Raw genomic sequence first — 24,967 nt, 5'->3', positions numbered from 1 at the left:
ATTTTAACAGATGTTAACCACTTTTAAATTTAATAATTTACCCAGTTTATCAATTTTATTAGCAATATGACCTACTCCAATAGCACAATGATGCGATGGTCCTTGTTTAGACCACTCATTCATAAAAGCTCTTGCTCCTATTGAAAAACGATAACGGCTATTTGTATTTCCAATTTGCAAAATAGGTCCTTCTACAGATTCGCCTTCTGCTACTAATAAAAATACTTCATCTTTACCTTCTACTACAGACAACAAGGTTACCGGACCATGTTTTACTGTCATTTGAATAGACAATCCTTTACCTGGTTTACCATGATAAACAGGCAGTGGCACTAGTTGTACATTACCTTCTGCAATAGCAAAATGTGCAGGACCATCATGACCTAACATCACAATATCATCATTAAAATCCATGGCATAAAACTCAGAAAAAGAACCACCAACACCAAAGGCATCCATAATTTTCATGGCTTGTGCATTTTTAACTTCATACTCGCCAGCTACAGGTATATTTCTTCCTGTTAATAAGGTGTTTCCTGCAATAACAGAGGTTACAATGTTTTCATATTCATTCCCAGATTCTCCTTCATAATAATAGGCTAAAGAACCAAGGTTATGAGCATCTACTAATTTATCAAGTGCTACCGATGTTTTAGCGGCGCGAATCAATTCTGATTCTTCACATTCTTCAACAACCTCAAAAGTATTGTAAAATTCTTTAATTTTTGCTTGCACTTCTACTTCCGTGGCGTCATCTCTGTATTTTTTTACTTCGCACATTTCAACAACTTCTATATGCGTACCAAAAGCTGCCGATTGCTTCGTTAAATCTGAATATACATCTAACATTCCGCAGTAATAATGCCCTAGAACACCTAGTCGATTATTATTCATAACAGAAGCCACGTTAGCTGCATCTATCCAATCTTGAATATCATCCCAAACTGTTTGCTCACCTAAATATCCTGTTACAAATTCGTAATCTAACCCAGAACGATTAAATACATTTGCTATTTCTGGTGCAGAACATGCCTGACAATGTGCAAGCCACTCCCCCGTCATTAACCCACGGTCTCCCATTTTATTAAATTTGTCATAATCAATGGCAGCAACTGGTTGAATATTTAATATAACTATGGGGCATTTTAATTTTTGTACAACCGGTAAAACCGTAGAGGATAACGCATACGTAGAAACGTATAAAAACACAATATCTACATCATTTTTCTTTAAATCATCTGCTGCTACTCTTGCTTTTACAGGCGAATCAATTAAACCAACATTTACTACATCTGCACCAAATGTTTCCATTTTATCAGCTATCTGTTTTTGATAACCTTCTAAACGTTCTAAAAGCCCATCAAATTGCGGCCAATAAGTATCTAAGCCTATACCGAAAAGACCTACTTTTATTCCACTTTCTTTTTTAATATTCATTTTTAAACTTTTTATTTTCTATTATTTTTTTATTATTCGAGATACTTTTAACACCACAGGCCCTACCAATCCTGCAGGTATGGTTTCATCTCCTTTTTTGTAAAAAGGAAATGTTGTAAATGTAGAACGCTGCTTTAAAGGTGGTGGTTCATTATTTAAATACCAATCTGGCATATATTCATTTTTTCTACTCATACCCGATTCACTTGGAAAATTTTCATCTCCAATTAAACGGTTTGTCCACTGGTTAGTGACTTCTATTTGAATGGTGTTTTTTCCTTTTACTAAAGCTTTAGTAACATCTAAAACATAAGGAGGCATCCAACTTATACCTAAATCTTTTCCGTTAACAATTACTTTAGCAGCAATATTTACGACTCCTAAATCTAGTGTTACTTTGTTGTTTTCTTCTAAATAATTTTTACCTACAACAAACTCATTTTTATAAATTGCTGTTCCCGAATAGTATTTTATTTGTTCGTTTTTATGCGAAGTCCAATCTATTAATTTAGGAAAAGAAAAGTTTTTCTCTTTGGCTTTAACATCAGGAAAATCGACGCTCCAAGTTCCTGAAACAGTTATTTGTTCTGGAAGGTTTTTTACTTTAATTGCTTTTAAACTTCCGTCATTTAATTTAAAATTATAATTTCCGTTCGCCTTAACTTCAACATCTATGGTATTATCGTTTGTTAAAGTTGTAGTTACATCTTCATTACTTTTTAAACTTTTTGGCACTATAGACTGTATTCCTTTTGATGATTCTCTAAACACAACAAATACAGAGCCTTCTGCAGGTAAACTTATTAACGCTTTTGTTTGTCCGTTTTCGCTTGTAAAAGCAGCCAGTTTAGTGACTTCACCTGTCATTTGGTTCCATAATTCCGGAATTTTACCTTCTATATTAAAGGTGCACAGATATGTACGCGCTTCATTTTCTGGATTATAAAAAAAGTAAACATCTTCATTTTCTGTTTTTCTATGTATATAATTAATGTCTTTTCCGCCTTCTATAAACAAGTCTGTTGGTATATTATTTGCTTTAAAAATAGTATCCCAATCTCCAGATAAATAAGTTGTTTTTCGAGTCCAAATTTGATCTACTAACTTATTAAACTCTATTTTATCTTTTTCAGAAACCGCATAGCTTCCTAATTTTTGTGGTTTTTCTCCAATAATTACAACGCCTTTATTGGCTAATTCGGCTATTCTTTTTAAAGTTTTTAATTTAATTTCTTTTATATTTTTAAGATATAAAGCTTGGTATTGTATTCCGTTTGGCAATACCATTTTATTTTCTTTTGCTTCCACTCTATGCAACAAAGCATCAGCATTTATACAATCGTAATTAATGTGTTTAGGCAAAGCCGGACTAAACATATGTTCTTTTATAATTGAATTTGGAGATCCATCACCAACAAAGACTAATAAATCTGAAACAGGAATCCCTTTGCGCAACATATATTGCCCACGAGCTAAATACTTAAACCAAGCACTACCTGCATTGTACCACCAAGTTTGTGTACGATCTATATGAGAACCCCATTGACTCATTGTCATCCCTGGTTTTACGTGTGTATTGGCTTGGTGCGCAAAACGATGAAACATAAATTCGTTAATACCTAAAGTCCACGCTTTGTCTCCTGTTAATTTTAAGCTTCCAGGATGTCCTTTCCAGTTTATCTCTGGTCTTGCAGAAAATGCTTCTGCAGACACCACATTTTTTCCGTAAATACGCGCTCCAGAAACAGCCGTTCCTGCTTGATAACGTTGATGCATCCAGAATTCACCCATCGTAATATCTACTTTACGTGCTGCATCTAACTCATTAAAATCGCCATTAAAACTATAAGGTTCTACGTAACTAATTAATCCATCTTCATGACATAACTCTGTAAAATAATCGAAATAATTATCGGTAATCATTTTACTATTAAAGTTTCTAATATCCCATAAAACCTGATCACTAGTATCTTTATTATCAACATATTTACCAGCATAAAGAGGTAAAAAACTTACTAAATCGTATCCTAATTCTTTTTTAAAAGCCTGTTCGTAATCTTTAGTCCAGTTCTGGCCACCAACTTCATAACTATCAATCTCTGTGTATTGTAATGCATTTGGCGCAACAGCTCTTGTTGCATCAATTACATTTCTAACATAACCATCGTAAAATATTTTAAAAGACTCTTTACTCATTTTATCTACTTCCCAACCTGTACCTTCTTCTGATGCAGGCACATTAAAAGCAGCTGTTATGGTATAACCAAATCGCATAATTGTCCATTTTCCTTTTGGCAAACTAGCGTTAAGGTTTCCTTTATCATCCATAAAATCCGTTAGGTTGATAACCTCATCTTTATTGATAATGCTTGATGGATTTACATTTTTAATTGTTGGCATTTTATAGTTTTCTATTTTAAACAGAGAGGTACGTGCCAACGTGTTATTTATACGTTTAAGGTTGCTTAAACTAATTTCTGTTAATTGTAATGGCACTTCAGATTCTATTCTAAAATATTTTGAGGTAATGTTTCTAAAATCTAATTCTACCGCACGTTCGAACTTTACAATATTCATAGGTTTTATTTCCTTTATGATCTTGTAAGTAATGCCGTCTTCTGAAGTTTTTAAATAGATTTTTCCTTTTTTTCTTGGTGGTTGATAAAAACTCATTGCTAATGAATTCATTGTAAAAGGTTTGCCATAGTTAAAATCTATCCATTGCGGTTTCTTTTGGGTTCCCTCTAAATTTGTTTCAACATCTATTCTTTGATCTACCAAAAGGTTTAGTTTAAGGCTTTTTTGAGAACTTTTTAGTGTAGGTTTATTTTCATAATCCTCTATATCCGACGCCAACGCTGGATATGCTAAAACAGCCACATCTTTATAAAAACCACCACGTTGCGATGGTGTTTCTAACTGTAGTTTTACGTTACCTCCGTTTACAATAGCCTGATTATAAGTTACACGTTTCATAGCGTGTTCTGGCGCTACCCACGGCCCTCCACTAGAAGTCCAACCATCACAATTATGCACTCCAAAACTTAAGCCTAAACGTTCACATTCTGCCGCCGCATGCGCAGTCATTTCTATATGTTCATCAGAATTAAAAATAACTTTACCCTTAGGCACATAATGTGTTACATTAAATAAAATGATACCACCAATACCTACATCTGCTATGGCTTCTAAATCTTTAGTTAAACCTACTTTACTCATATTTCCACTCATAGCATGCATCCACGTTCTTGGACGATTCTCTGGTGATGGATTTTTAAATAATTGTTCTGAAATAGGATTCTCTTGCTTCTGCGCATAACTAGAGCATCCTAGCAATAGTATTCCTATTAAAATTTTTAGTTTATTCATTGTATTATAACCAATAGTAATAACTTCTTTATATAATTTTTATAGTACCTTAATCTAAACTCCTAACATTATCTGATAGATTGAAAGGAAAATTGGTTTCGATGATTTATCTACTACTTGTTTATTTGTTGTTTTTTCATTATTCTAATTAATGACTATTTTTAGTTTTATAAATGTCATGAGGTTTTGGACCATTAATAGGATATGGCATAGTGTATACGTCTTTATTATCGGCCTGTTCTTTTAACCAATCATCAAGTAATAAACGCATGGCTTTAATTTTTTGCTGATGTTTTTCACTAAAAATAAGGTTAACTTGTTCATCAGGATCATTTGCTAAATCATAAAACTCTTCAGCTGGACGCACATAATATTTTTGAATAATGGCTGCGGCTCTTGGGTCTTTTTCTGCTTTTTTATCCCAAGAATCCCAATACCCATCAGAATTTGGTCGTCTTAAAATATCTGAATGATTAGAATGATATGTATTAGGACGTAAATTTAGTATGAATTTAAATTGTGTATCTCTAACACTTCGTATAGGATATACATTTTTAGTTTGATCGCCCGTATGGGTTGTAAAAATTAAATCGCGGTGCTTATCTGCTTTTCCTTCCAATACATTTTTAAACGATTTACCATCTATCTCTTTTGGTATTTCAGAATTGGTAATATCTAATAAAGTTGGTAAAATATCAATCCAACTTACCATAGCGTCTGTTCTAGTATTTGGTTTAATATGTTTTGGCCAAACAGCTATCATAGGTACTTTTATGCCTTTATCATACAAATTCCATTTATGAAAAGGCCACTGCGCACCATGATCTGCCGTATAAATAAAGATAAAATTATCGCCAAATTTCTTTTGTGCTAGTTTATAAACTTTCCCCATTTCATCATCCATTCCTGTTATATCAGAATAGTATTGCGCCCAATGTTGACGCGTACTTTTGGTATCTATAAAAGATGGAGGTAATGTTAACTCGTTAGGGTTATAAATATTATTGGTTGTCCAAGGTACATGTGGCCGACGATCACCGACCATTAAACAAATAGGTCCTTTTGTATTATTAGCATCAAAGTACTCGGTAACATTTTTGTACAAATCTACTTTAGGACTCGATTGATAGTCAAATCTGCCATCTTTTCCCATCTCTTCATTCATACTTCCGTGAGCCACTTTACCAAAGCTTAGTATTTGATAACCTGCTTTCTGAAGATTTTCTGTTAATACTAATTTACTAGGCGAAGGATATGTATGGTTACATTCGGCACCATTTTTGGCAGGCATTAATCCTGTTAAAAAAGCACCTCTACTTGGTGCGCAAGATGGTGATGCCACAAAAGCATTATTAAAAGTAATACCTGCTTTTGCTAATTTATCGGCTGTGGGTGTTTTTAATATTTTAGCACCGTAAACAGAACCATCTGCTTGACTTTGATCATCTGCTAAATAAATTACAATATTGGGTAGATTTTGCGCTATTACCTTGTAAAAACTTCCTAAATTAAAAATTGTAAAAAAGATGAAAATACTTAATTTTTTCATATTATTATTATTTAATTGCTTTAGGCGATTGCACTACTCCTTTTCCCTCATCAAAACTCCACCAATCTACAGCTCTTCTTTTTTCATCAAACGTATAATTCCATTTTTTTAAATAATACGCTCGTGTTTTAAATTCATCACCTATATTATTTAGAGCTATATTAAGTTTATCATCTAAACTTTTTTGAAGTTCTGTAAACTCTGGTTTATCTAATAAGTTATTCATTTGATAAGGATCGTTTACATTATCAAAAAGCTTACTAGCTCCTTCCGGAGTTCTTGCGTACGTATATTGTTTTGTTCTAATACCTCTGTACGGAGGGTCTTTAAAATTAGCTCCAAAAGGTGCTACCCCCATTACTAAAGCTGCTCGATCTGCATTTGGATCTGGATTTTTTATTAATGTAGCAATATTTTCTCCTTCTATACTTTCTGGTATTTTAAGATTTGATAACCCTAATAAAGAGGGTAAAATATCGGGAGTTGTTAAAGGTGCATTAACTACAGCCCCTTTATTTTCTCCAATAGATGGATAACTTATTAAAAAAGGTACTCTAACAGCCTCATCCCAAGCTAATTGTTTTACAAAAGGTTTTACCCCATGCGCTCCCATCATTTCTCCGTGGTCTGCAGAAAATACAATAATGGTGTTATCTACTAAGTTTAATTCTTTAAGTTTTGCCAATACATTCCCTATTGCTTCATCTGTAGCTGTTGCATGTGCATAATAACCTTGTAATTCTTTACGTGTTCTTTGCTCTAAACTTTCTGGTACATTAGGATTTATTGTTAACGCCTCTGGCGGATACATCTCTTTATATTTTTTAGGTGCTGTTTGATGCGGATAATGAGGTGTAGCAATAGAAATCATCATTAAAAAAGGTTTTTCATCTTTTGCATGATTGGTTAAATATTGGTTTGCATCTTTTGTTATGGCAAAAGGAGAATACTCTTTCCAATATTTAATGTTCGTATCCTCGTTATCATAATAAGGCATTTTTGTATAATTATGAGAACATTCTAATGCTTTCCAATAATCAAAACCTTGGCGTCTTTCTTTTGGTATATAGGTAGATCTACCATGACCATCTAAATGCCACTTACCCCAATAAGCGGTACTATAGCCTTCTGCTTTAAAAATTTCGGCCATACATAATTCTTCTGATGGTAAATACAAATCGTTTATAAACATCCCTGTAGATGTAGGGAATTTACCTGTAAGTAATGCGGCTCTGTGCGGTGTACAAACGGGTGTTACCGAAACGGCATTTGTAAAATTTACAGCCTCTTTAGCAAACTTATCTAGATTGGGTGTTTTAACATCTGGGTTACCTGCATACCCTAATGCAGAACCTCTCCATTGATCGGTTAAAATATAAACGATATTAGGCTTTTTTTTAGACTCGATTGTTAATTTAGAATTCTTATTTTTTTTAACACTATCACAACTTGATAATGCTATGGCTAAGGTTAAAAAACCTAATATCTTATTTATATTCATTGTTTTTAATTTACAATTGTTCTTATCAATTTTAATATGTTAAAAGCTTTACAGGCCCTTCGATACCTGTTGGTACTAAATCTTTGTATCGTTTAGTCCAACCAATGGTCATTTTATTATTTTTAAGCGATTTTGCGTAGTTTGCCAATACTGTGGTATAATGAATTTCTATTTCATTATTGCCTTTTTTAAGATAATCTTCTATATTATAAAGCGCTTTTCCGTACCAACGTTTCCCTACTTTTTGTCCATTTATGTACAACTCTGTAACTCCTTCGTTTACATCACCTAAATCTAGGTGTGTAAAACCTGCTGTGTTACTTACCGTTGTTTTATAAATTATTTTTCCACCAAAACCACTTTGTGTGCTATCATTAGATTTGCTAAAATCGATAAGTTCTTTCATTTGCCACGTAAAAGTTTGCTTATCTATTTGATTTCCTGTTACGGTCCAATTAACATCTAATACTTTAGAATCTTTTATTTTAGTGCTTACAGGAACAGCTTTTACAGATGGTTTTTCGTCTTCAAAAATTAATAATAAAGATTCTAAAGGATTTAAACTGATGCTTAACTCATTTGTTTTAGAAGCATAATAATACGGTGTTCTTTCTCCTGTTTCAGGATTCCAAACCCAAGGGTATTTCCCTTCAACAGGAAATTTAGCATCAAAATTGGTGGTTTCGAATCTGTGTATATTCGTAAAGAAGTAAATATCTTTATCTGCAGTAAACTGATGTAATTGATACACCTTTTTAGTTGGATTGCTAATGACAACATCTGCAGCAATTTTAGATTCTTTTAAGATCTGTTCTGTCCATGGCAATAAGTCATCTAAAGTCTTTGGTTCTTTTACCTGAATAAAAGATTTAGGATTTTCTGCCAACAACTTATCTAAAGTACTTTTTACAATGTTATCATTTTTTTCAAAATCTTTAAAATGTAATGATTTTGTAGGCATTTGATCTACAACTACTACTTTTCCTCCAGATTCTACATAGTTTTTTATAATGATTGTAGCCTCAGGACTAATCGATTTTAAGCTTGCTAAAACAAGTAAATCATAAGTCATATCACCAAAAGAAATTGTCCCTTCATTAATTACAGCCCCTTCTAAAACTCTTTGATTGATGTATTCACACGAATATCCTAACTGACTAATAGGCTCCCATAATTTATACAAATACCCTAAGTTGTTTTGTAGTTTGCCACGGTTTAATCCGTAATCTCCCCAGACATCTGCAGTTGGACCAAGAATAGCCACCGATTTTTCTGCTTGCGAATTTTGAAATACATGAGATAAACGTGCATTATAATCTGTCCAATGACTTAAATGCTCCCACCATGTATTTCGTTCACTAAAATAAGTACCGAAACGCACCCATCCTGGAAACTCAACTTCGGGTGGCGAATAATTATAACCATGCACTACAGTATGATTAATTCCTGTAATAAAATTCATATCATCATGTTGCTTTATCTCTTCAAGGGTTGCTTTAAAAACCCCATGTAAATTGGTAAATGCTTCACTACTTGTAATTTTCTTTCCTGTTAAGTGTGCCCCTGCTGATGCGTGCATGTTCCAAAGCATATACCCATGACTTTCTTTCCATTTCCAGATAGAATCTTTCATTTCAACGGTATAAATCCAGTTATTACTTTCTGGAATATCTGGTATCATATTACCATCTAACAGCCCCATTAAAAATGGTGTTCCGTAAGCTTGGTAACGACATAGTACATTATTTTCTTCACAAAAATCTTTATAAGTTTGGGTAAAGTTTTTTAAGAATGTTTCTACCAATAGTTTATTATAATCATAACGTACACGCTTTAATTGATCTTTAAACTCTGGTGTGAAATTTTTAGAATATTTATCTTTTGAATAATCATCATAGGCTAAATAAAATACAAAAGGCATCCAATTATCTAACTTATAACCATACGCTTTATAAAAAATATCAGCAAAACCATCGGTCCAGTTTGCTCCAGAAACTTCTATACTATCGCAAAATAAAGCTCTTATTAAATCGCTTAAAGGATATCCAGATCGCTCAGATATTTTCTTTAATCTATTTAAATACGCTAAGGTCATTTCTTTTTTATAATGATCCATTACAGGTCCTGCACCACCTGGCGCACCTAATGTTACATCTCTAAAATTTTGTTGTACTAAGCCATAGCTTAAAAAATAATTCCCTTCTTTTTCTATCTTGTAAGATAATTTTCCGTTGCTATCTATATGCTTTTTAAGATCTATCACCTCATTGGCATTCTCGCAATTTTCTGGTACTAACGTTACATGCGATAGTTTGTAAGTTGTACGCTCGCTAATGTGTTTTTGAGCACGGTAGTTTTTATATTTTTCTTTATATAAATTGATAAGAAAAGGCTCGTCTACAGAAATAGTTTCGCCACCTTTATACACCACATTATCGGAAACCATACGTTGGCAAGTTTCGTCATCTTTAAGAAACTCTCCACCAAATGGCCAACCTGTACCGGCAATCATATCGGTAATCATGCCTAAATCTTTGGCTTTTTTACTAGCATGTACTACCATATCTATCCATTCGTCACTCATCCAAACTAAAGACTTATCGCCATTATCAGGAGCTGCTGGCATACCAATAGGGTTAATTTCTACACCACCAAAACCAACACTATGAAGCGACTCTAATTCTCTATCTAATTCTTTCGCTTTAATTTTATCTCCGTTCCACCACCAACGTACAAACGGACGTGCTTGGGCTGGTGGATTTTGAAAACTACTGTAAAGATCTGGACTTGTTTTTTTAATATCAACGTTTTTATTGCTTGAATTCTGGCTACTACTACACCCCTGTAGCGCACACATTGCCAAAACAATAAAAGTGCTTGTAACTACATTTTTGTAGTTAGCGTAAGTAGATAATCTCTTTAATTTATGCATTTCTATATTTATTATGATAATTTTAAACAATTTAATTCTTAAAATTAATTATAAAGTAGCTTTTTAAACGTACTTCCTATTTTTAATATATACATCCCTTTTGAAAATGAAGATATATCAACTTTATCGCCATTACCTATTAAAATTTTATTGCCTGTAATACTATAAACTTCCCAACTTTGATCTAGAGGTGTATTTATAGTAAAAATACCATCATTACTAGGATTAGGATATACCGCTATATTATTAAGCGAATTTTCTTTTACAGATAAAGTTTTTTTAATAAAAACTGCTTTTATATTTAAATCTGAATTTACTGTTAAATTAAACGGATTATCTGTACTTATTATATCTCCTGTCCAGCTTTGAAATTCCCAACCTTCGTTAGCAATGGCACTTAAACTAAACTCCTGTCCGGAAAAAGCAGTTCCACTGGTATAATTTAACAATCCATTACCTTCTTGTGTAAGTGTAATATTGTATGTAGAAGCCGTTTCTAAAGGAATAAACGCCATAGAATCTATTTCTAAGGTTCCCGTTTTTACACTATTGTATATTTTAAATTCGGTTATAGTACCTGTCCAAAGAGCCCAATTAGTAAGATCTACATCAATTGTTCTCCATTCATTATCATTAGGAATAGTTATCTTTTTTCTACTTGCCGAAAACCCACTACCTGGCACATTGGCGGCCATTTGTACATTACTTTTTTCTGTACTATTTCTAACAACCATTCTTAATGTTCCAAAAAGCTCTGAATTAATATTTAATCCTGTAATAGCCGACATTGGAAAAGCAAATCCATCAGAAAAACTTAAGCTAAGTTTATCATTATCTGCATTTACTACAACCCCACTAGTTACAGCAGCCCAAGGTGAAAAATCTTCAGTGGTTGTCCATACTACAGACGTTGGCGCTATAGGTTTTACAAAAAATGCATCCGATCTAAATTCAAATTTCTGAAAAGCAAAAGACGGTAGTTCTGTGTTTAAAGCTATAACAGAACCACTTCCACCATCTGTACGAGATGTAGTTACTACAGCTGTCCATTCACTATACTCATGCGGATTTGGATTTACATATGAATTATAAGCTGTTAAACCTGCCTCTGTTAATATACGACTTGCATCACCTCTATTATTAAAACCAGATTTAACCGTATTAGGATTTTCTTTTAAAAAGTTTTGAAGTTTATTATTGTCTTCTCCGTACGATAAGCTTCGGTAATAATAAGTTGTTCCTACTGGTAAGTCGGTAGTAAAAGAAAGGTTTACAGCCTCATTGTCCATATAAGCTAATGTATTTGAGTTATAATTATAAATCAAAGCATCATACTCGTCAGTCTCTTCATTTTTAGTAAAAATGGCATCTAATTCATTGGTTGATGTATTTGGCAAACCTGACTGTTCAGTAGTATAATGTGTTAAACCATTCATTGTATTTAATGTTGCTATAGCTGGTGGATCTTGAGTACCCGATCCATTTCCCCATCTATAAACAAACTCTAAACCTTTGTCTTTATTTTTATAAAAAATATTAGAAAAAGCTAATTCTACAATTTCTGCATGCGAGGTTGCATTATTTATAAACCCCTTACCATCAGCTCCATTCATAGTCGTTGTAGTAGCATATTCCATCAAATCTATTTTGGTATTTGTATTCCATTTTGGGTGATCTACTAATCCTGCAAAAAGATGATCGTATTTGTCCTTCATGTTTCTTAAAGAACTATTGCCAATAATTACATAATCTGATATTCCCCAAAAATCATATTTTAAATTATTATCAAAAGAATACTCGATAAGATCGTCAGAAAATGATGCAAAAGGTTCTCCTTTATAATTTAATTCGGTTCCGTTTTTAAATAAAAAACCTGGAGCTCTTGTATGAAGCCCAATAATAGCATTAGGTAATATGGATCTAATAGCTTTTTCGGTATTTTCAAAATGCTCTATAAAATCTTGTTTTGTACCAAACCAATGATCTGGTGTTTCAATCTCAGACCCTACTCTAAAACGCCATTTTAAAACCTGATCTTCTCCATAGGTTTCCACTAATTTAGTCATTAAAGCCTTTATAAAATCATGATAAGCTTGTTTATTAGCAGGAGGTAATGAGTTCCCATAAATAGACATCTTTTCGTTTTCACGGAAATTTATATTATCTCTAGTTCCTTCTGGAATAAATGTATAACCATGCTGAAAAGCCCATGGCGGTTGATCTAATGCTATTTGAAGAATCTCTGTTTGAGAGTTTACCACTTTATTAAGTCTTTCAATAAGTGGTTCCCATCTATAAACGTAAGTGTTATTTATTGAATCGTAAAGACATGGATCGAAATCTAAATCTTTTTGAGAAACCCCATTAACAACTTTTCTAATACCACCAACCATTCTAACAATATTCATTTTAAGACCAGGTCTTATGTTAGATCCGTTTGTAGGACTTATACGATTGGCAACATCCCAAATATTGTGCAAAGGTTCATTTTTATAACTATTATCTGTAAAATCTGTAGACAGCGTTACTTGGGCTTCTATAAAGAAAAAGCTTAGGCAAAATAACACAGAAGTGATAATTTTTATTAATTGATTCATTTTATTCATTTTAAAATTATACATTGATTTTATTTAAACAGAAGATATATCTAGATTAATTTAATTAACAATAATTTTATGTATTGATATGTTGTTATTATTCTTTATTTTAAGAATATATATCCCCTTTTTGTCACTCTTTAATCGAATCGTTTCTTCAGATACAAATTGCCCTTTTTGAATTTCTCCCCCTGTAATTGAATAGATTCTATATTGAGATTGCTCTGCATTTGTAGTTTTTATTTTAAACTCACCCTTATTTGGATTAGGGCTTACCACTATAATAGGCTTTTTTGTATAGCTATTATTAGATAATATTGTGTTAGATAACTCAATAGTATTTATAGAAAACTTAGGCAACATAATTTTTTCATCCCCTTCATTAATTAATGTTAAAGGATCTACATCAAAGCCTAAAGCTCTTTCTTCGTCCATACTAGAAAAAGATAATGCTTTGTGTTTGTATGTTTTATCATATATAACACCATCTATATTTACGGTAAAAGGAACTTCTTTATTTGTAAGATTTAAAACAAAAACAATAGTCTTATCATCTTTATTAACAACTCTTACGCTTACCGCTTTTACGCCATCTACAAGATTTGCTACTTGCACATCACTATCTATTAATATACTATTTTCTAATACTGAGCGCGTAATTTCATAAGCAGACCCAAATAATGATTTCTCTAAAGGATATTTTATTCTATCTTTTATTTTTCCATTAGACGCTGTATATTTTTCCCAAACTAACATGGTGTTTAATTTGCCATTAACACTAAACCAATTTGCACGCTCAAAAACATCTTGATTTTCACTCATATATAAAAAACAATCTATGGCACCAAGTGCAGATACAGCATTTGGCCCACCAGATTTTACACCCCACTCTGTTAACCAAATAGGTTTATTGGGTGCTACTTTTTTTGCATAATCATTTATTGAACTTGCTAAAAGTTTACGAGCAATAAGTGATGTACCATAGGCTTCATCACTATCGGCTGCATTATCTGGATCTGACCCAACATACGTATGAACCGAAACTGCATCAAAATAAGATAAATCTGCTGTTAAATCTTTGTTCCAATTTGGGTTAGCCCAACTGCTTTTTCTTAGTAAAGGTATTGAAACTCTTATTTCTGGATCTTGTGCTTTTAAAGCTGCAGACATCGATTTTGCTCTAGCAATATAATCTTCAGCATTAGGAATAATAGAACTTCTTTGTCCAGGGTAAAAACATTCGTTACCCATCTCAATCGCTTTTACTTCAAATCCACGACTAATTAAATCATTATATCTTAATATACTTTCAGGGCTTCCGTTATTAAAATCTGTACCATCTGCACTCATATTAAAAGTCCACATCATATCATAGCCTTTACCCGTTTCTGTTTTTTTGTCTGTATTTAAACCGGTTAAGCCATCTATTCCTACTTTTATGTTCGCACTATCAAATATTTTTATGGTTGAAAGTAAACCAACTTCTACATTTTTAATACTACCATTAGTTCCTTGCTTATAATCAAATTTCTCCTCTCCATAAAGACGACTTACATCACGTCTCCAATCGTACCAATTAGACCATAAACCATGTGGAAACCGTACTGTAATAGGATCAAAAAGTTTTATAAAATTCTTTTCCGTAGTGCTCGTAAAATGATGAATATTTGTTCCTAACAATAAATTATTATACGTTTCTGTAGAGGCACTATTTATATTAACTGTAGCCTCTAGGTTATCTGGTAAATTAAAAGGATAATCTTGTGCGTTTACGGTTATGGTGGTAACAATTAAAAAGAAATAGTTTAGTAGTTTTTTATTCATATTTTTTAGTTTAATTTAGTTGTATTCGTATTGTTTTATTCAAAATATTTAATAATCTCATTAGCAATTAACTCATGTCCTTTTTTATTAGGATGATTTATTTGTGCCATGTATTTTTTTAGTTCTTCTGAATCGCTATAAAGAAATTCGAACGCTTTATAACTATCTACTAAACCGACATTATATTTTTTGGCTAGTAACCTAATTTGATTTGTAAGCTGTTTTAATTCGTTTTCAGGGTTATTATAATCAACTCTCGTGTCTGGAGAAGGTGTTAATAATATAACAAGTATATCATTTTTTAATGCCTTTACTATCATGTACTCCCACGCTTTTTTAGCTTTTTCTAAACCAACACGTCTATCATTTAAAGCGTAGTCTATAAAAAGCACATCTGGTTTGTGGTTTAAAACAGTATTTTTAAACCTAGCAACACCCTTTACAGAGTTTTCTCCACCAATACCTGTTACAATTGTATTTATTACCGCATACGGATATTTTTCTTTTAACTTTTCTAAAACCAAATGCGGATACGCAGCTAGTGTATTTACATTTGGTGTTTTAAAATACCCCGACGGCACACTATGACCGTGAAATACAATGTTTATGGTTTTATTATCTGGCCACTTTTTTAAAAGTTCTTGTTTTACTTTAGACAAATAATTATATGCATCTACATCTTTAGCAATTAAAGAACGAGACGCTGTGCAACCACAAAAAAGGGCTACACAACATAAAGTGATAAAATACCTAAATCTTAAGACCACCATTTTCTTTAATTAGATTGATATATTTTTATTTCTGAAATCGACGGCGCTTTTTTAGCATCAATAATATAAATTCTACATTTTGTAGCAGTAATAGCATCAAATTTATGCGTTTTATTTGCACCACAAGTGGTATCACTTACAAGATCTTTCCATTTGCCATTTTCCCAGTATTGTAATTTATATGAGGTAATATTATTCTCATATTCATCAATAATAATTTTATTAAATGTTTGTGGCTTTACCCACTCTAGTTCTAGGTATTGATTTTTGGTTTCTGTAGCCAACCAACGCGTTTCTTCATCTTCATCATTCACTCTAAAAGCTTCAAAAACGGGTAATTTTTCTGTTTGAATAAACATAGAGGATGCATTCATTCTACCTAATTTTGCCAAATTCTCTGTGTTTTGTAACGGTTCTGGAAATTGAGTTACAGGCAATTCATCTACTTTAAAATTGTAAACTCCTGAGGTAACATTATAAATCACATAATTACCAACAGCTTTATTTTTTTCTGTTCCTACATAGGTTATGTTTTCAGTATTCTCAGCTAAAACACCGCTTTCTTTTATAACCTCTTTACTTATTGCTGGCAAAAACACTTTTGCTGTTGTATTTACAGGAACTTCAATATGAAACGTAGCTGTGTTTGCTTTCTTTGTCCAATTAACAACCACATTACCATACATCGATTCATATGTTGTATTGGCATAGGTTAAATCGCCAACAGGAGCTGGTTTTATAATCATATTTTGCATTCCTAAACTTTCCGGATTTGGTCTAATTCCACCAAAACCTTTAATAAAATACCCACCAATACCTGTGTAACAAGTGTGAATTTGACTATTTCCTACCGCAGACCAACGCTCTGGCCATACCGTTTTACCTTGTTCTATAAAATAGCCATAACTAGGATGGTGTTTGTCTCTTAACAACTCATAAATTAAATCCATACGCTCACCAGACTCTGTAAAATAGCGTGTATAAAGGGCTTGCCCAGAACTACCTGTATCGTAATATGGAAAATCATACAACACATTATTAACCAATTGCGCCTCTGCTTTTTCTTTTTCTGATGCTGGTGTTACTCCCGATAAAAGTGCAAAAGCTTGATCTACTTGATACCCCTTTAAATATTTACCCGTTTCTGGATTGTAAGACAGTTTATGGGTAGCTTCTTGCTGCACTTTCAATCTATTTTTATAAGCTAGCGCATCTTCAGTTTTATTCAGTGCCTCTGAAATATGCATCGCATTTTCTAACATAAAAGCATATAAACAATTGTTAAAATGTGCTGCGTCTGGAGAATTACTACTTGTCCAGAAATTACCACGTGGCGTACACCAATCTCCCAAACCTGGCATTTCTCTTTTTCCTTGTTCACCAATTATTAAAGCACCACCAGTTTTGTAATTAGAATGCTCATACAACCAAGTCATCCATTTTTGCATCGATACGTAATTATCTTCTAGTACTTTTTTATCGCCTAACATTCTGTAAGTTTCCCAAACTGTTAGTGGGTTATTTGCTTTCCACATTAAAAACGGACGATCTTCTTCATTTAATACGGCTCTAGTTTGACCATCTGGAAATTGTGCATCTCTAGTATATTGTAAATATTGATCCATATACGCGCCACTTTCAAAATTGGGCAACGCATCACCATACATTGCAGCTACAGTAACTTCTCCCCAACCACGTCGTTCACGGTGTGGACAATCGACCAAAATACCATCCATAGTATTGGCTAAATAGGTATTTAAATTAACTTGATAAATTTGATTTAATTGCGCACTTGAAGATTCAAATTTGCTGATTTGCTTACGATTGTTAGTCACAACATAACCTCTTGCATCTGCTATTTTAGGTTCATATTTTAACCCATAAACGGTAACCCAACGTCCTCCTGCAACATTAAACCGGTTGGAAAACTTTCCTTTTCCTGATTTCCCAAAAATATATTTACTTTTTTGACTCCAATTCATAATTCTTTCGGTCTGATCACTAATTTCAAACAAAATAGAATCACCTTCCTTTCCATTATACAAATCCATTTCAAAAAAACCTGTATAGTTTTCTCCTAAATCAATACGATAGGTTCCATCATCATTTTTAGCAACCCCAATAGCTTTTATGGTCTTAAATTTTACTTGAGGCTCTACCATTTGAGCGCTTAACTCAGCTTTTATTGGGCTATACAACGCACGAACTTCTCTGTTTTTATTACTGTTTAAGGCAAAACTTATATTGTTACCTTCAGGTATTTTAGCATTTAAAACTTCATAATCGTACACACTTGCATTCATCCAATTGCTGTCATTATATTGTGCAGTATTCCAATCGTCTTCTCTTTTGCTATCATCAATCGTTTCACCTCCAAAACGCAGAATATCCCAATCTCCATAATATTCAGAATTACTTTTTTTAGTTTTCCAAGTTTCATCTGTTTTTAAAGTAATATTTTCTCCTCCTGCAACAATTTCGGCTTGTGCTTTAAATACAAACGGAACCATTCTATATTCTCGAATACGTGTCCAACGTGCCCAACCAGCAGCGTGCCATACCGCAATAACATTGTTTCCTTTTTTTAATTTATCAGCAATATCATACGTTAAATAAGGAATCCTTTTTTTCATATAAGATGCCACAGGATTCATTACATTTTCTGTTATTTTTTCTCCATTTACATACAATTCATGATAACCAAAAGATCCTACGTGTACAAAAGCCGAAGTAGCATTTTCTGAAAGTGTAAACGTTTTTCTATACCAGTTATGATCGGTCTTTTTTTGATCTGCTTTGTAAATCCAATCCCCTTTCCAATCTTCTGATTTTAAAAGTCCCATTGAAAATTTACCAGAATCACTCCAATTAGATTCCTTGTTTGCAGCATCCCAAACTTTTACTTTCCAAAAACAGGCTTGGTTAGATGCTAATTTTTTACCCGCGTAAACATTATTTACAGACGCATTGGTTTCCGTTTTACCAGAATCCCATAAATCGCCAATATTATTGTTCAAATTATCTAAACTACTCGCAACAAGTATTTGAAATGCTGTTTGTTTTTGTCCTCTTTTTTGATATTGATCAACTAACTTCCAACTTAATCTTGGCGCAGTATTATCTATACCTAAAGGATTTATGCGGTATTCGCAACGCAAATCATTCACTTCAAGTATTTCTGAATTATCAGATTTACAACTCAAAATAAACAGCGTACATATTAAACTTATAGAAATTAACAATCTATTTCTCATTCTTGTTATTATTTAAATATCGTTAGAATTATTATTTATTATTTGTGGTAATTTCTAAATTATCAAATAGGTTTTCATCGTAAGAACTCACAAGCATAACATAGCCCTTGGTCTTTTGATGTGATACGTTTACCACCGAAACTTCATCTACAAAAGCTTCTATTTCTTTATTTTGAAATGTTATTTTAAGGGAATGCCATTGCGCTCCATCAAAATCAGAAATAACACCTTTTTTAAGTACCTCCTTATCAAACATCAATTTCCAATTCCCATTTTTTGTTACTTGAAAACGGTATCCCTTTAGGTAACTTCCTTTAACACGTCCTCCTAATTCTACATTGCCACCTTCTATAAACACATCAACCTTACAGGTGTAATTTTCCCAGTTTACATCGCCCACCAATGTATTTGGTTTTATATTAGAACGTCTATACACACGCATCCAATCGTATCCCTGTTCGGGTATAATTTGTTTTAAACATTGAGATCCATCTTCTTTTAAAGCGATTTCAAAACTTCCTGTTTGGTCTGAATGGTATTTAGGAAGATCTCCTGCTTTTCTACCTTCATAATTTTCTTTATAAGGAAAAGGAAATGCTGCTTCTTCTGGAATTTCATAAGTTCCTTTTTGTTGCCCTGTGGTAGTGGTTAATGAATAAATAGATTTTGGATCTAATGAAAGCCTAAGCACACCGTTTTTTGGCACTACAGATTCTTGCTTTATAAACTGCTCATTTTCATCTGATTTCCAAACACTAACAATACCTAACGAAAGACCTTCTTCTATTATTACTTCTATATCTTCTTGATTTTCTGTACAAATAATCATACTCCAATTTGGCCCATTTTTTTCCTTTAAGGCAACACTACTACCTTTATAAGTTCCTCCATCAAAAAGACCACAAGCACTATTTAAATAGTGCCAATTTTCAGGCTCTGTAAATTGCGTAGTATGTGCTGTAGCCCATATAGTTGGCCATACTTCATAATACCCACTCCAAGGACTATTCGCTTTCATAGCACCTGCTTTATCCCAAGTTACTGATTTATAAATAGACCCTATAGGTGCCCAAATTAGTGTTTTGGTAATTCGGTCTCGTATGTAAAATTTGTTATACATACGTGCTAAATTTAATGCTCCTGCACCACCCCAATCTTTACCTGTCCAGCTCCAATCTTCACTAGCCCATAACGGTTTGCCACTATTTTTAGCTTTTTCGGTTGTTGGACGACCTCTACCATCCACCATATTTTCGTTAAATTCTCTACCAGTTACATAATGGTAACCGACCGCTTCTACCACATTGTCAAAGACTTTATCTTTTTCAAATTCGTTAAATATTTTCCAATCGCCACTATTGTCATCCGGTCCTTGAATTTTTACATTTTTGTAACCTCTAGCATCTAATAAAGGGCGTACTTGATTTACAAGCCAATCGCGATTAGTGCCATTTTCATTTTCTGCAGCAGCAACCCAATCAATGTTCATGTCCCATTGATTTTTAGCTACATCTAAAAATGAAACAAAATACTCGGCAGATTCCTCAGTAAAAATATTTGGTTTTAAATATGCAGGAAAACTCCAAGGCAGGTATTCTAAAATAACATTTGGGTTTCTATTTTTGGCTTCTTTCATCAACCAAAATTCATACCCTCTTGATACTGGGTTTTTTAACTCTTCTCGTGTAATGGCATGCGATGGTTCTGATCCGCAAGTTGAGTTTTCTCCACCTCCCATTTCTACTTTTAAATGCTGAAAACCAGCACCAAATTTAGGTTTAAATAATACATCTAAAATTTGACTTTTTATTGGGTCTTCATAGTCGTACAACAAATCGGTTGAAGCTCCTGCACTTACACCTCCAATACCTTCAAAAGTTCGTCCTTTATCATTTCCGTTTAACTTTATTTGAACAACACCTTTTGTTTTTGGAAACACATAAGGCTGAAAAGGAGTTTCTGGGTTTACAATATCTCCCATCTCAAACCACGCAGGTTCGCTATGCTTTGCTCCACGATTGTTGCCCCAAACAATTACTTTCCAGTAAATACGTTGTCCTGATTTTAAAGGCGCTCCTGAATATTTAAAAGGCCCTGTTTCTGATGTGCTTGTTGGTCCAGTATCCCAAACATCTGGGTATTTAAGTTTTTCTATAGAAGTTGCCATACAAATACGATAGCCACCTTGTTTTGAGCTTTTTTCATCTCCAACAAATGTCCAACTAAATTGAGGCATTGCATTAACAATACCTGTTGGATTTATTTTAGAATTGCACTTTAAATCTTTTACATCTAGTGCAAAAACTAAAGAACTAAAGAATAGTAAAAACCCTAAAATAATGATATTGTAACTTTTCGATGGTATTTTCATATTTCTATATTTATAGTCTTTTAGCATTCATAAAAAAGTAAACCTGATGAACAAACTCCATTTATTTTTGATACACTTCAAATTCTGAAACGCTAGGTTTATTTTTAGCGCTAGTGATAAATAATCTACATTTTTTAGATGTAACCGTTTCAAAATTGAATGTTTTAAGATCTCCAATAGAAGTTCCGTTAGCAAGATCTACCCATTGGTTTTCTTTTAAATATTGAATTTTATAATTGGTGATATGCTTGTCTATTTCTTTAAGTACAATAGTATTGAAAGTTACAGGCTTCACCCATTCTATCTCTAACCATTCCTTTTCTAAACCACTTGCTTTCCAATGCGTTTCAGTATTTTCATCATTCGCTCTAAAAGCTTCAAAAACTGGTAATTTATCAGATTTAATAGTCATTGAAGACGCATTCATTCGTGCTATTAAAGCTAAATTTTCTTGTTGATTTAAGGGCTCTGGATAGGTTGTTTTTGGAAGTTGCGTCACGTTAAAATTGTACACACCAGAACTAACTTCATAAATAACATAATTTCCAACGGCATCACTTTTTTCTGTGCCTATATAATTAATTCCATCAACATCTTCTGCAATAACATTACCTTCTAAAACATCTTGACTTGAAGTAGCCGGAATGTATATTTTAGCTGATGTATTTACAGGAACTTCAACTTGAAAAACTGCTGAATTATCCGTTTTTTTCCAATTTACAGCAATATCGCCATACATTGATGTGTAAGCTGTGTTAGCGTACGTTAAATCGCCTACCGGAGCAGGTTTTACAATAAAACGTTTCATTCCAAATGTTTCAGAATCGGGTCTTATACCTCCAAAACCTTTGATAAAATAACCACCAATACCTGTGTAACACGTGTGTATTTGACTGCCACCTACCGCAGACCATCGCTCTGGCCATACCGTTTTTCCTTGCTCAATAAAGTACCCATAACTTGGGTGACGTTTATCTTGAAGTAGTTCGTAAATTAAATCCATACGTTCGCCGTACTCGGTAAAATAACGCGTGTAAAGTGCCTGACCAGAACTACCTGTATCATAATATGGAAATTTATACAATACTTGGTCTACCAAATTATCATATACCTTTTGTTTTTCTGATTCTGGCGTAATACCTGCAATTAATGCAAAAGCCTGATTTACTTGATGACCTTCGCCATATTTGCCTGTTTCAGGATTGTAAAGTTCTTTATGAGTAGCCTTACGTTGCACCTCTAAACGGCTTGCAAAAACTTTTTCATCTTCATCTTTATCTAATGCTTCGGCAATATTTTTTGCTGCATCTAACATAAAAGCGTACACACAATTGTTAAAATGAGCTGATTCTGGCGAATTACTTGAAGTCCAGAAATTACCTCTTGGTGTACACCAATCTCCTAAACCAGGAAAAGCCATAGAACCTTGCTTCCCTATTTTTAACGCTCCGCCTGTGTTGTAATTTGAATGTTCGTATAGCCAATTCATCCATTTTTTTAATGCTGGATAATGGTTGTTAAGTAATTTTTTATCGCCCAACATTCTATACGTTTCCCAAATGGTAATTGGGCTGTTTGCCATCCACATTAAAAAGTTAAAATCATCACCATTAATTACGGCTCTCATTTTACCATTATCTGCTTGGGCATCTTGCATAAACTGTGCGTATTGCTCCATATAAGCACCGCTTTCAAAATTAGGTAAAGCATCACCGTACATAGCTGCTACGGTAACTTCTCCCCAACCACGTCTTTCACGATGCGGACAATCTACCAAAATACCATCAATAGTATTTGCGATATAAGTGTCTAAATTAATTTTGTAAATTTTATTTAAAAGTTCGCTAGAGCTTTCAAATTTGCTAATCTGTTTACGATCATTTGTAATTACGTACCCCTTAATATCTTTTAATTCTGGTTTGTAATTTATCCCCTGAATAGTAACCCAACGACCACCTGCTAAATTAAAACGATTGGTAAAATGACCTTTACCAGATTTATCAAAAATATACATACTTCTTTGTTGCCAAGAAGAAGTTTGCCCTAATTGGTCGCTAATTTCGAAGGTAACTGTATCGCCTTCTGAACCGTTAAATAAATTCATCTCGAAGAAACCTGTGTAGTTTTCTCCCATATCTACCACGTAAGTACCATCGCTATTTTTTTGAACACCAATTGGTTTTACCTCTTTAAACTTAACTTGAGGTTCTACCATTTGCGCACTTAGAGTCGCGGTTATTTTACTTGTTGGCGGATTATTATCGGTGCTTTCTACAACTTTAGCTCCTTTTAAGCCCAAATAAATATCGGCTTTACCAATTTCTTTTGCATCAGACTGATTGAAAACAACGGCATTTGCCCAATTGCTATCGTCATAATCTGCTTTGTTCCAATCATCTTCACGTAAACGCTCATCAATGACTTCTCCTCCAAAATTTAAAATATCCCAAGGCCCGTAATACGCGCTGTAACTTTTTTTACATTTCCAGGTTGTATCTGTTGCTAAAACCAAATTATTACCTGCAACAGAAATATTAGCTTGCGCTTTAAATACAAACGGCGCATCGTGATACTCAACCATTCTTCCCCATCTAGCCCAACCTGCAGCGTGCCAAATACCAATAACGTTATCTCCTTTTTTAAGGTGATTTTTTATATCATAAGTTAAATACGGTAAACGTTTTTTCATCACCGAATACACCGGATTCATAACAGCATTACTTACTTTTTCGCCATTAACATAAACTTCGTGGTATCCAAAAGAAGCCACGTGTATAAGTCCAGATTCTGGAACATCAGTAAGTGTTACGTTTTTTCTGTACCAGTTATGATCTTTTTTTGTTTGGTCGTTTTTGTAAATCCAATCGCCTGTCCAATCTTTTTCGTTTAACAATCCCATTGCAAATTTGGCTGGCTCACTCCAATTAGAAACGCTACCAGATGCATCCCAAACACGAACTTTCCAATAACAAATTTGTCCGGAAGTTAATGCTTTACCTTTGTATATATTATTAACAGATTGCGCATCTGAAACCTGACCAGAATCCCATACATCACCTTTATTTGCGTTTAGGTTTTCTATACTATTGGCTACTATTATTTGAAACCCTGTTTGCTTTTGACCACGGGTTTTATTTTTATCTATAATTTTCCAACTTAATCTTGGTTGTACATTATCTATTCCTAACGGATCTACACGGTATTCGCATTTAAGATCTATTGGCGTAACCTCGCTTTTAGTTTTTGAATTACAACTGATTATTGTTAACATAAAAACGGTAACAATAACAACTTTAAAAACGGAATTAAATGGACTTAATAATTTATTTTTCATTTGTAATATTTTTAAATAATCTTATATTT

The 24,967-nt window shown here is 33.2% G+C and carries 11 protein-coding genes; all 11 read right to left on the bottom strand.

Annotation, left to right across the window (positions count from 1 at the left end):
* Positions 1-3: 3 nt before the first annotated feature.
* Complete coding sequence (locus tag WG951_RS00850; RefSeq protein ID WP_105048328.1) at positions 4-1,437, bottom strand: L-fucose/L-arabinose isomerase family protein; 1,434 nt, start codon at positions 1,435-1,437, stop codon at positions 4-6.
* 21 nt (positions 1,438-1,458) lie between these two features.
* Entirely contained in the window at positions 1,459-4,806 is a 3,348-nt protein-coding gene (locus WG951_RS00845) for a glycosyl hydrolase (protein WP_105048327.1), read from the bottom strand.
* Between the two features lie 148 nt (positions 4,807-4,954).
* Positions 4,955-6,355: a sulfatase family protein gene (locus WG951_RS00840; protein ID WP_105048326.1), complete on the bottom strand. Its 1,401-nt coding sequence runs from the start codon at positions 6,353-6,355 to the stop codon at positions 4,955-4,957.
* A gap of 7 nt (positions 6,356-6,362) precedes the next feature.
* The gene (locus WG951_RS00835) at positions 6,363-7,856 is read right to left on the bottom strand and encodes a sulfatase family protein (RefSeq protein ID WP_105048325.1); all 1,494 of its coding nucleotides are present in this window, start codon (positions 7,854-7,856) and stop codon (positions 6,363-6,365) included.
* 31 nt (positions 7,857-7,887) lie between these two features.
* Entirely contained in the window at positions 7,888-10,788 is a 2,901-nt protein-coding gene (locus tag WG951_RS00830; protein WP_105048324.1) for a glycosyl hydrolase, read from the bottom strand.
* A 44-nt stretch (positions 10,789-10,832) separates the two neighbouring features.
* Positions 10,833-13,385, bottom strand: coding sequence for an InlB B-repeat-containing protein (locus WG951_RS00825; protein ID WP_170062874.1), 2,553 nt, complete (start codon positions 13,383-13,385; stop codon positions 10,833-10,835).
* Between the two features lie 60 nt (positions 13,386-13,445).
* On the bottom strand, positions 13,446-15,209 hold the full coding sequence (locus WG951_RS00820) for a T9SS type A sorting domain-containing protein (protein ID WP_105048322.1): 1,764 nt from the start codon (positions 15,207-15,209) through the stop codon (positions 13,446-13,448).
* Between the two features lie 35 nt (positions 15,210-15,244).
* Complete coding sequence (locus WG951_RS00815) at positions 15,245-15,979, bottom strand: SGNH/GDSL hydrolase family protein (RefSeq protein ID WP_105048321.1); 735 nt, start codon at positions 15,977-15,979, stop codon at positions 15,245-15,247.
* Between the two features lie 5 nt (positions 15,980-15,984).
* On the bottom strand, positions 15,985-19,233 hold the full coding sequence (locus WG951_RS00810; protein ID WP_105048320.1) for a family 78 glycoside hydrolase catalytic domain: 3,249 nt from the start codon (positions 19,231-19,233) through the stop codon (positions 15,985-15,987).
* Between the two features lie 31 nt (positions 19,234-19,264).
* Positions 19,265-21,604 (bottom strand): hypothetical protein, encoded by a 2,340-nt coding sequence (locus WG951_RS00805; protein WP_170062872.1) that lies wholly within the window; start codon positions 21,602-21,604, stop codon positions 19,265-19,267.
* A gap of 61 nt (positions 21,605-21,665) precedes the next feature.
* The gene (locus WG951_RS00800) at positions 21,666-24,938 is read right to left on the bottom strand and encodes a family 78 glycoside hydrolase catalytic domain (protein WP_105048318.1); all 3,273 of its coding nucleotides are present in this window, start codon (positions 24,936-24,938) and stop codon (positions 21,666-21,668) included.
* Positions 24,939-24,967: the final 29 nt, after the last annotated feature.

Origin of the sequence: Polaribacter butkevichii, assembly GCF_038024105.1 — a bacterium.
Taxonomy (GTDB): domain Bacteria; phylum Bacteroidota; class Bacteroidia; order Flavobacteriales; family Flavobacteriaceae; genus Polaribacter; species Polaribacter butkevichii.
The sequence above is the reverse complement of the archived record's forward strand: the minus strand, read 5'-3'. Positions and strand labels throughout refer to the sequence as shown.

What these genes read in the sequence shown, in the direction of transcription:
- WG951_RS00815 (WP_105048321.1), bottom strand. Translation starts at nt 15,979, where the DNA reads ATGGTGGTCTTAAGATTTAGGTATTTTATCACTTTATGTTGTGTAGCC.
- WG951_RS00840 (WP_105048326.1), bottom strand. Translation starts at nt 6,355, where the DNA reads ATGAAAAAATTAAGTATTTTCATCTTTTTTACAATTTTTAATTTAGGA.
- WG951_RS00850 (WP_105048328.1), bottom strand. Translation starts at nt 1,437, where the DNA reads ATGAATATTAAAAAAGAAAGTGGAATAAAAGTAGGTCTTTTCGGTATA.
- WG951_RS00820 (WP_105048322.1), bottom strand. Translation starts at nt 15,209, where the DNA reads ATGAATAAAAAACTACTAAACTATTTCTTTTTAATTGTTACCACCATA.
- WG951_RS00800 (WP_105048318.1), bottom strand. Translation starts at nt 24,938, where the DNA reads ATGAAAAATAAATTATTAAGTCCATTTAATTCCGTTTTTAAAGTTGTT.
- WG951_RS00835 (WP_105048325.1), bottom strand. Translation starts at nt 7,856, where the DNA reads ATGAATATAAATAAGATATTAGGTTTTTTAACCTTAGCCATAGCATTA.
- WG951_RS00810 (WP_105048320.1), bottom strand. Translation starts at nt 19,233, where the DNA reads ATGAGAAATAGATTGTTAATTTCTATAAGTTTAATATGTACGCTGTTT.
- WG951_RS00845 (WP_105048327.1), bottom strand. Translation starts at nt 4,806, where the DNA reads ATGAATAAACTAAAAATTTTAATAGGAATACTATTGCTAGGATGCTCT.
- WG951_RS00825 (WP_170062874.1), bottom strand. Translation starts at nt 13,385, where the DNA reads ATGAATCAATTAATAAAAATTATCACTTCTGTGTTATTTTGCCTAAGC.
- WG951_RS00805 (WP_170062872.1), bottom strand. Translation starts at nt 21,604, where the DNA reads ATGAAAATACCATCGAAAAGTTACAATATCATTATTTTAGGGTTTTTA.
- WG951_RS00830 (WP_105048324.1), bottom strand. Translation starts at nt 10,788, where the DNA reads ATGCATAAATTAAAGAGATTATCTACTTACGCTAACTACAAAAATGTA.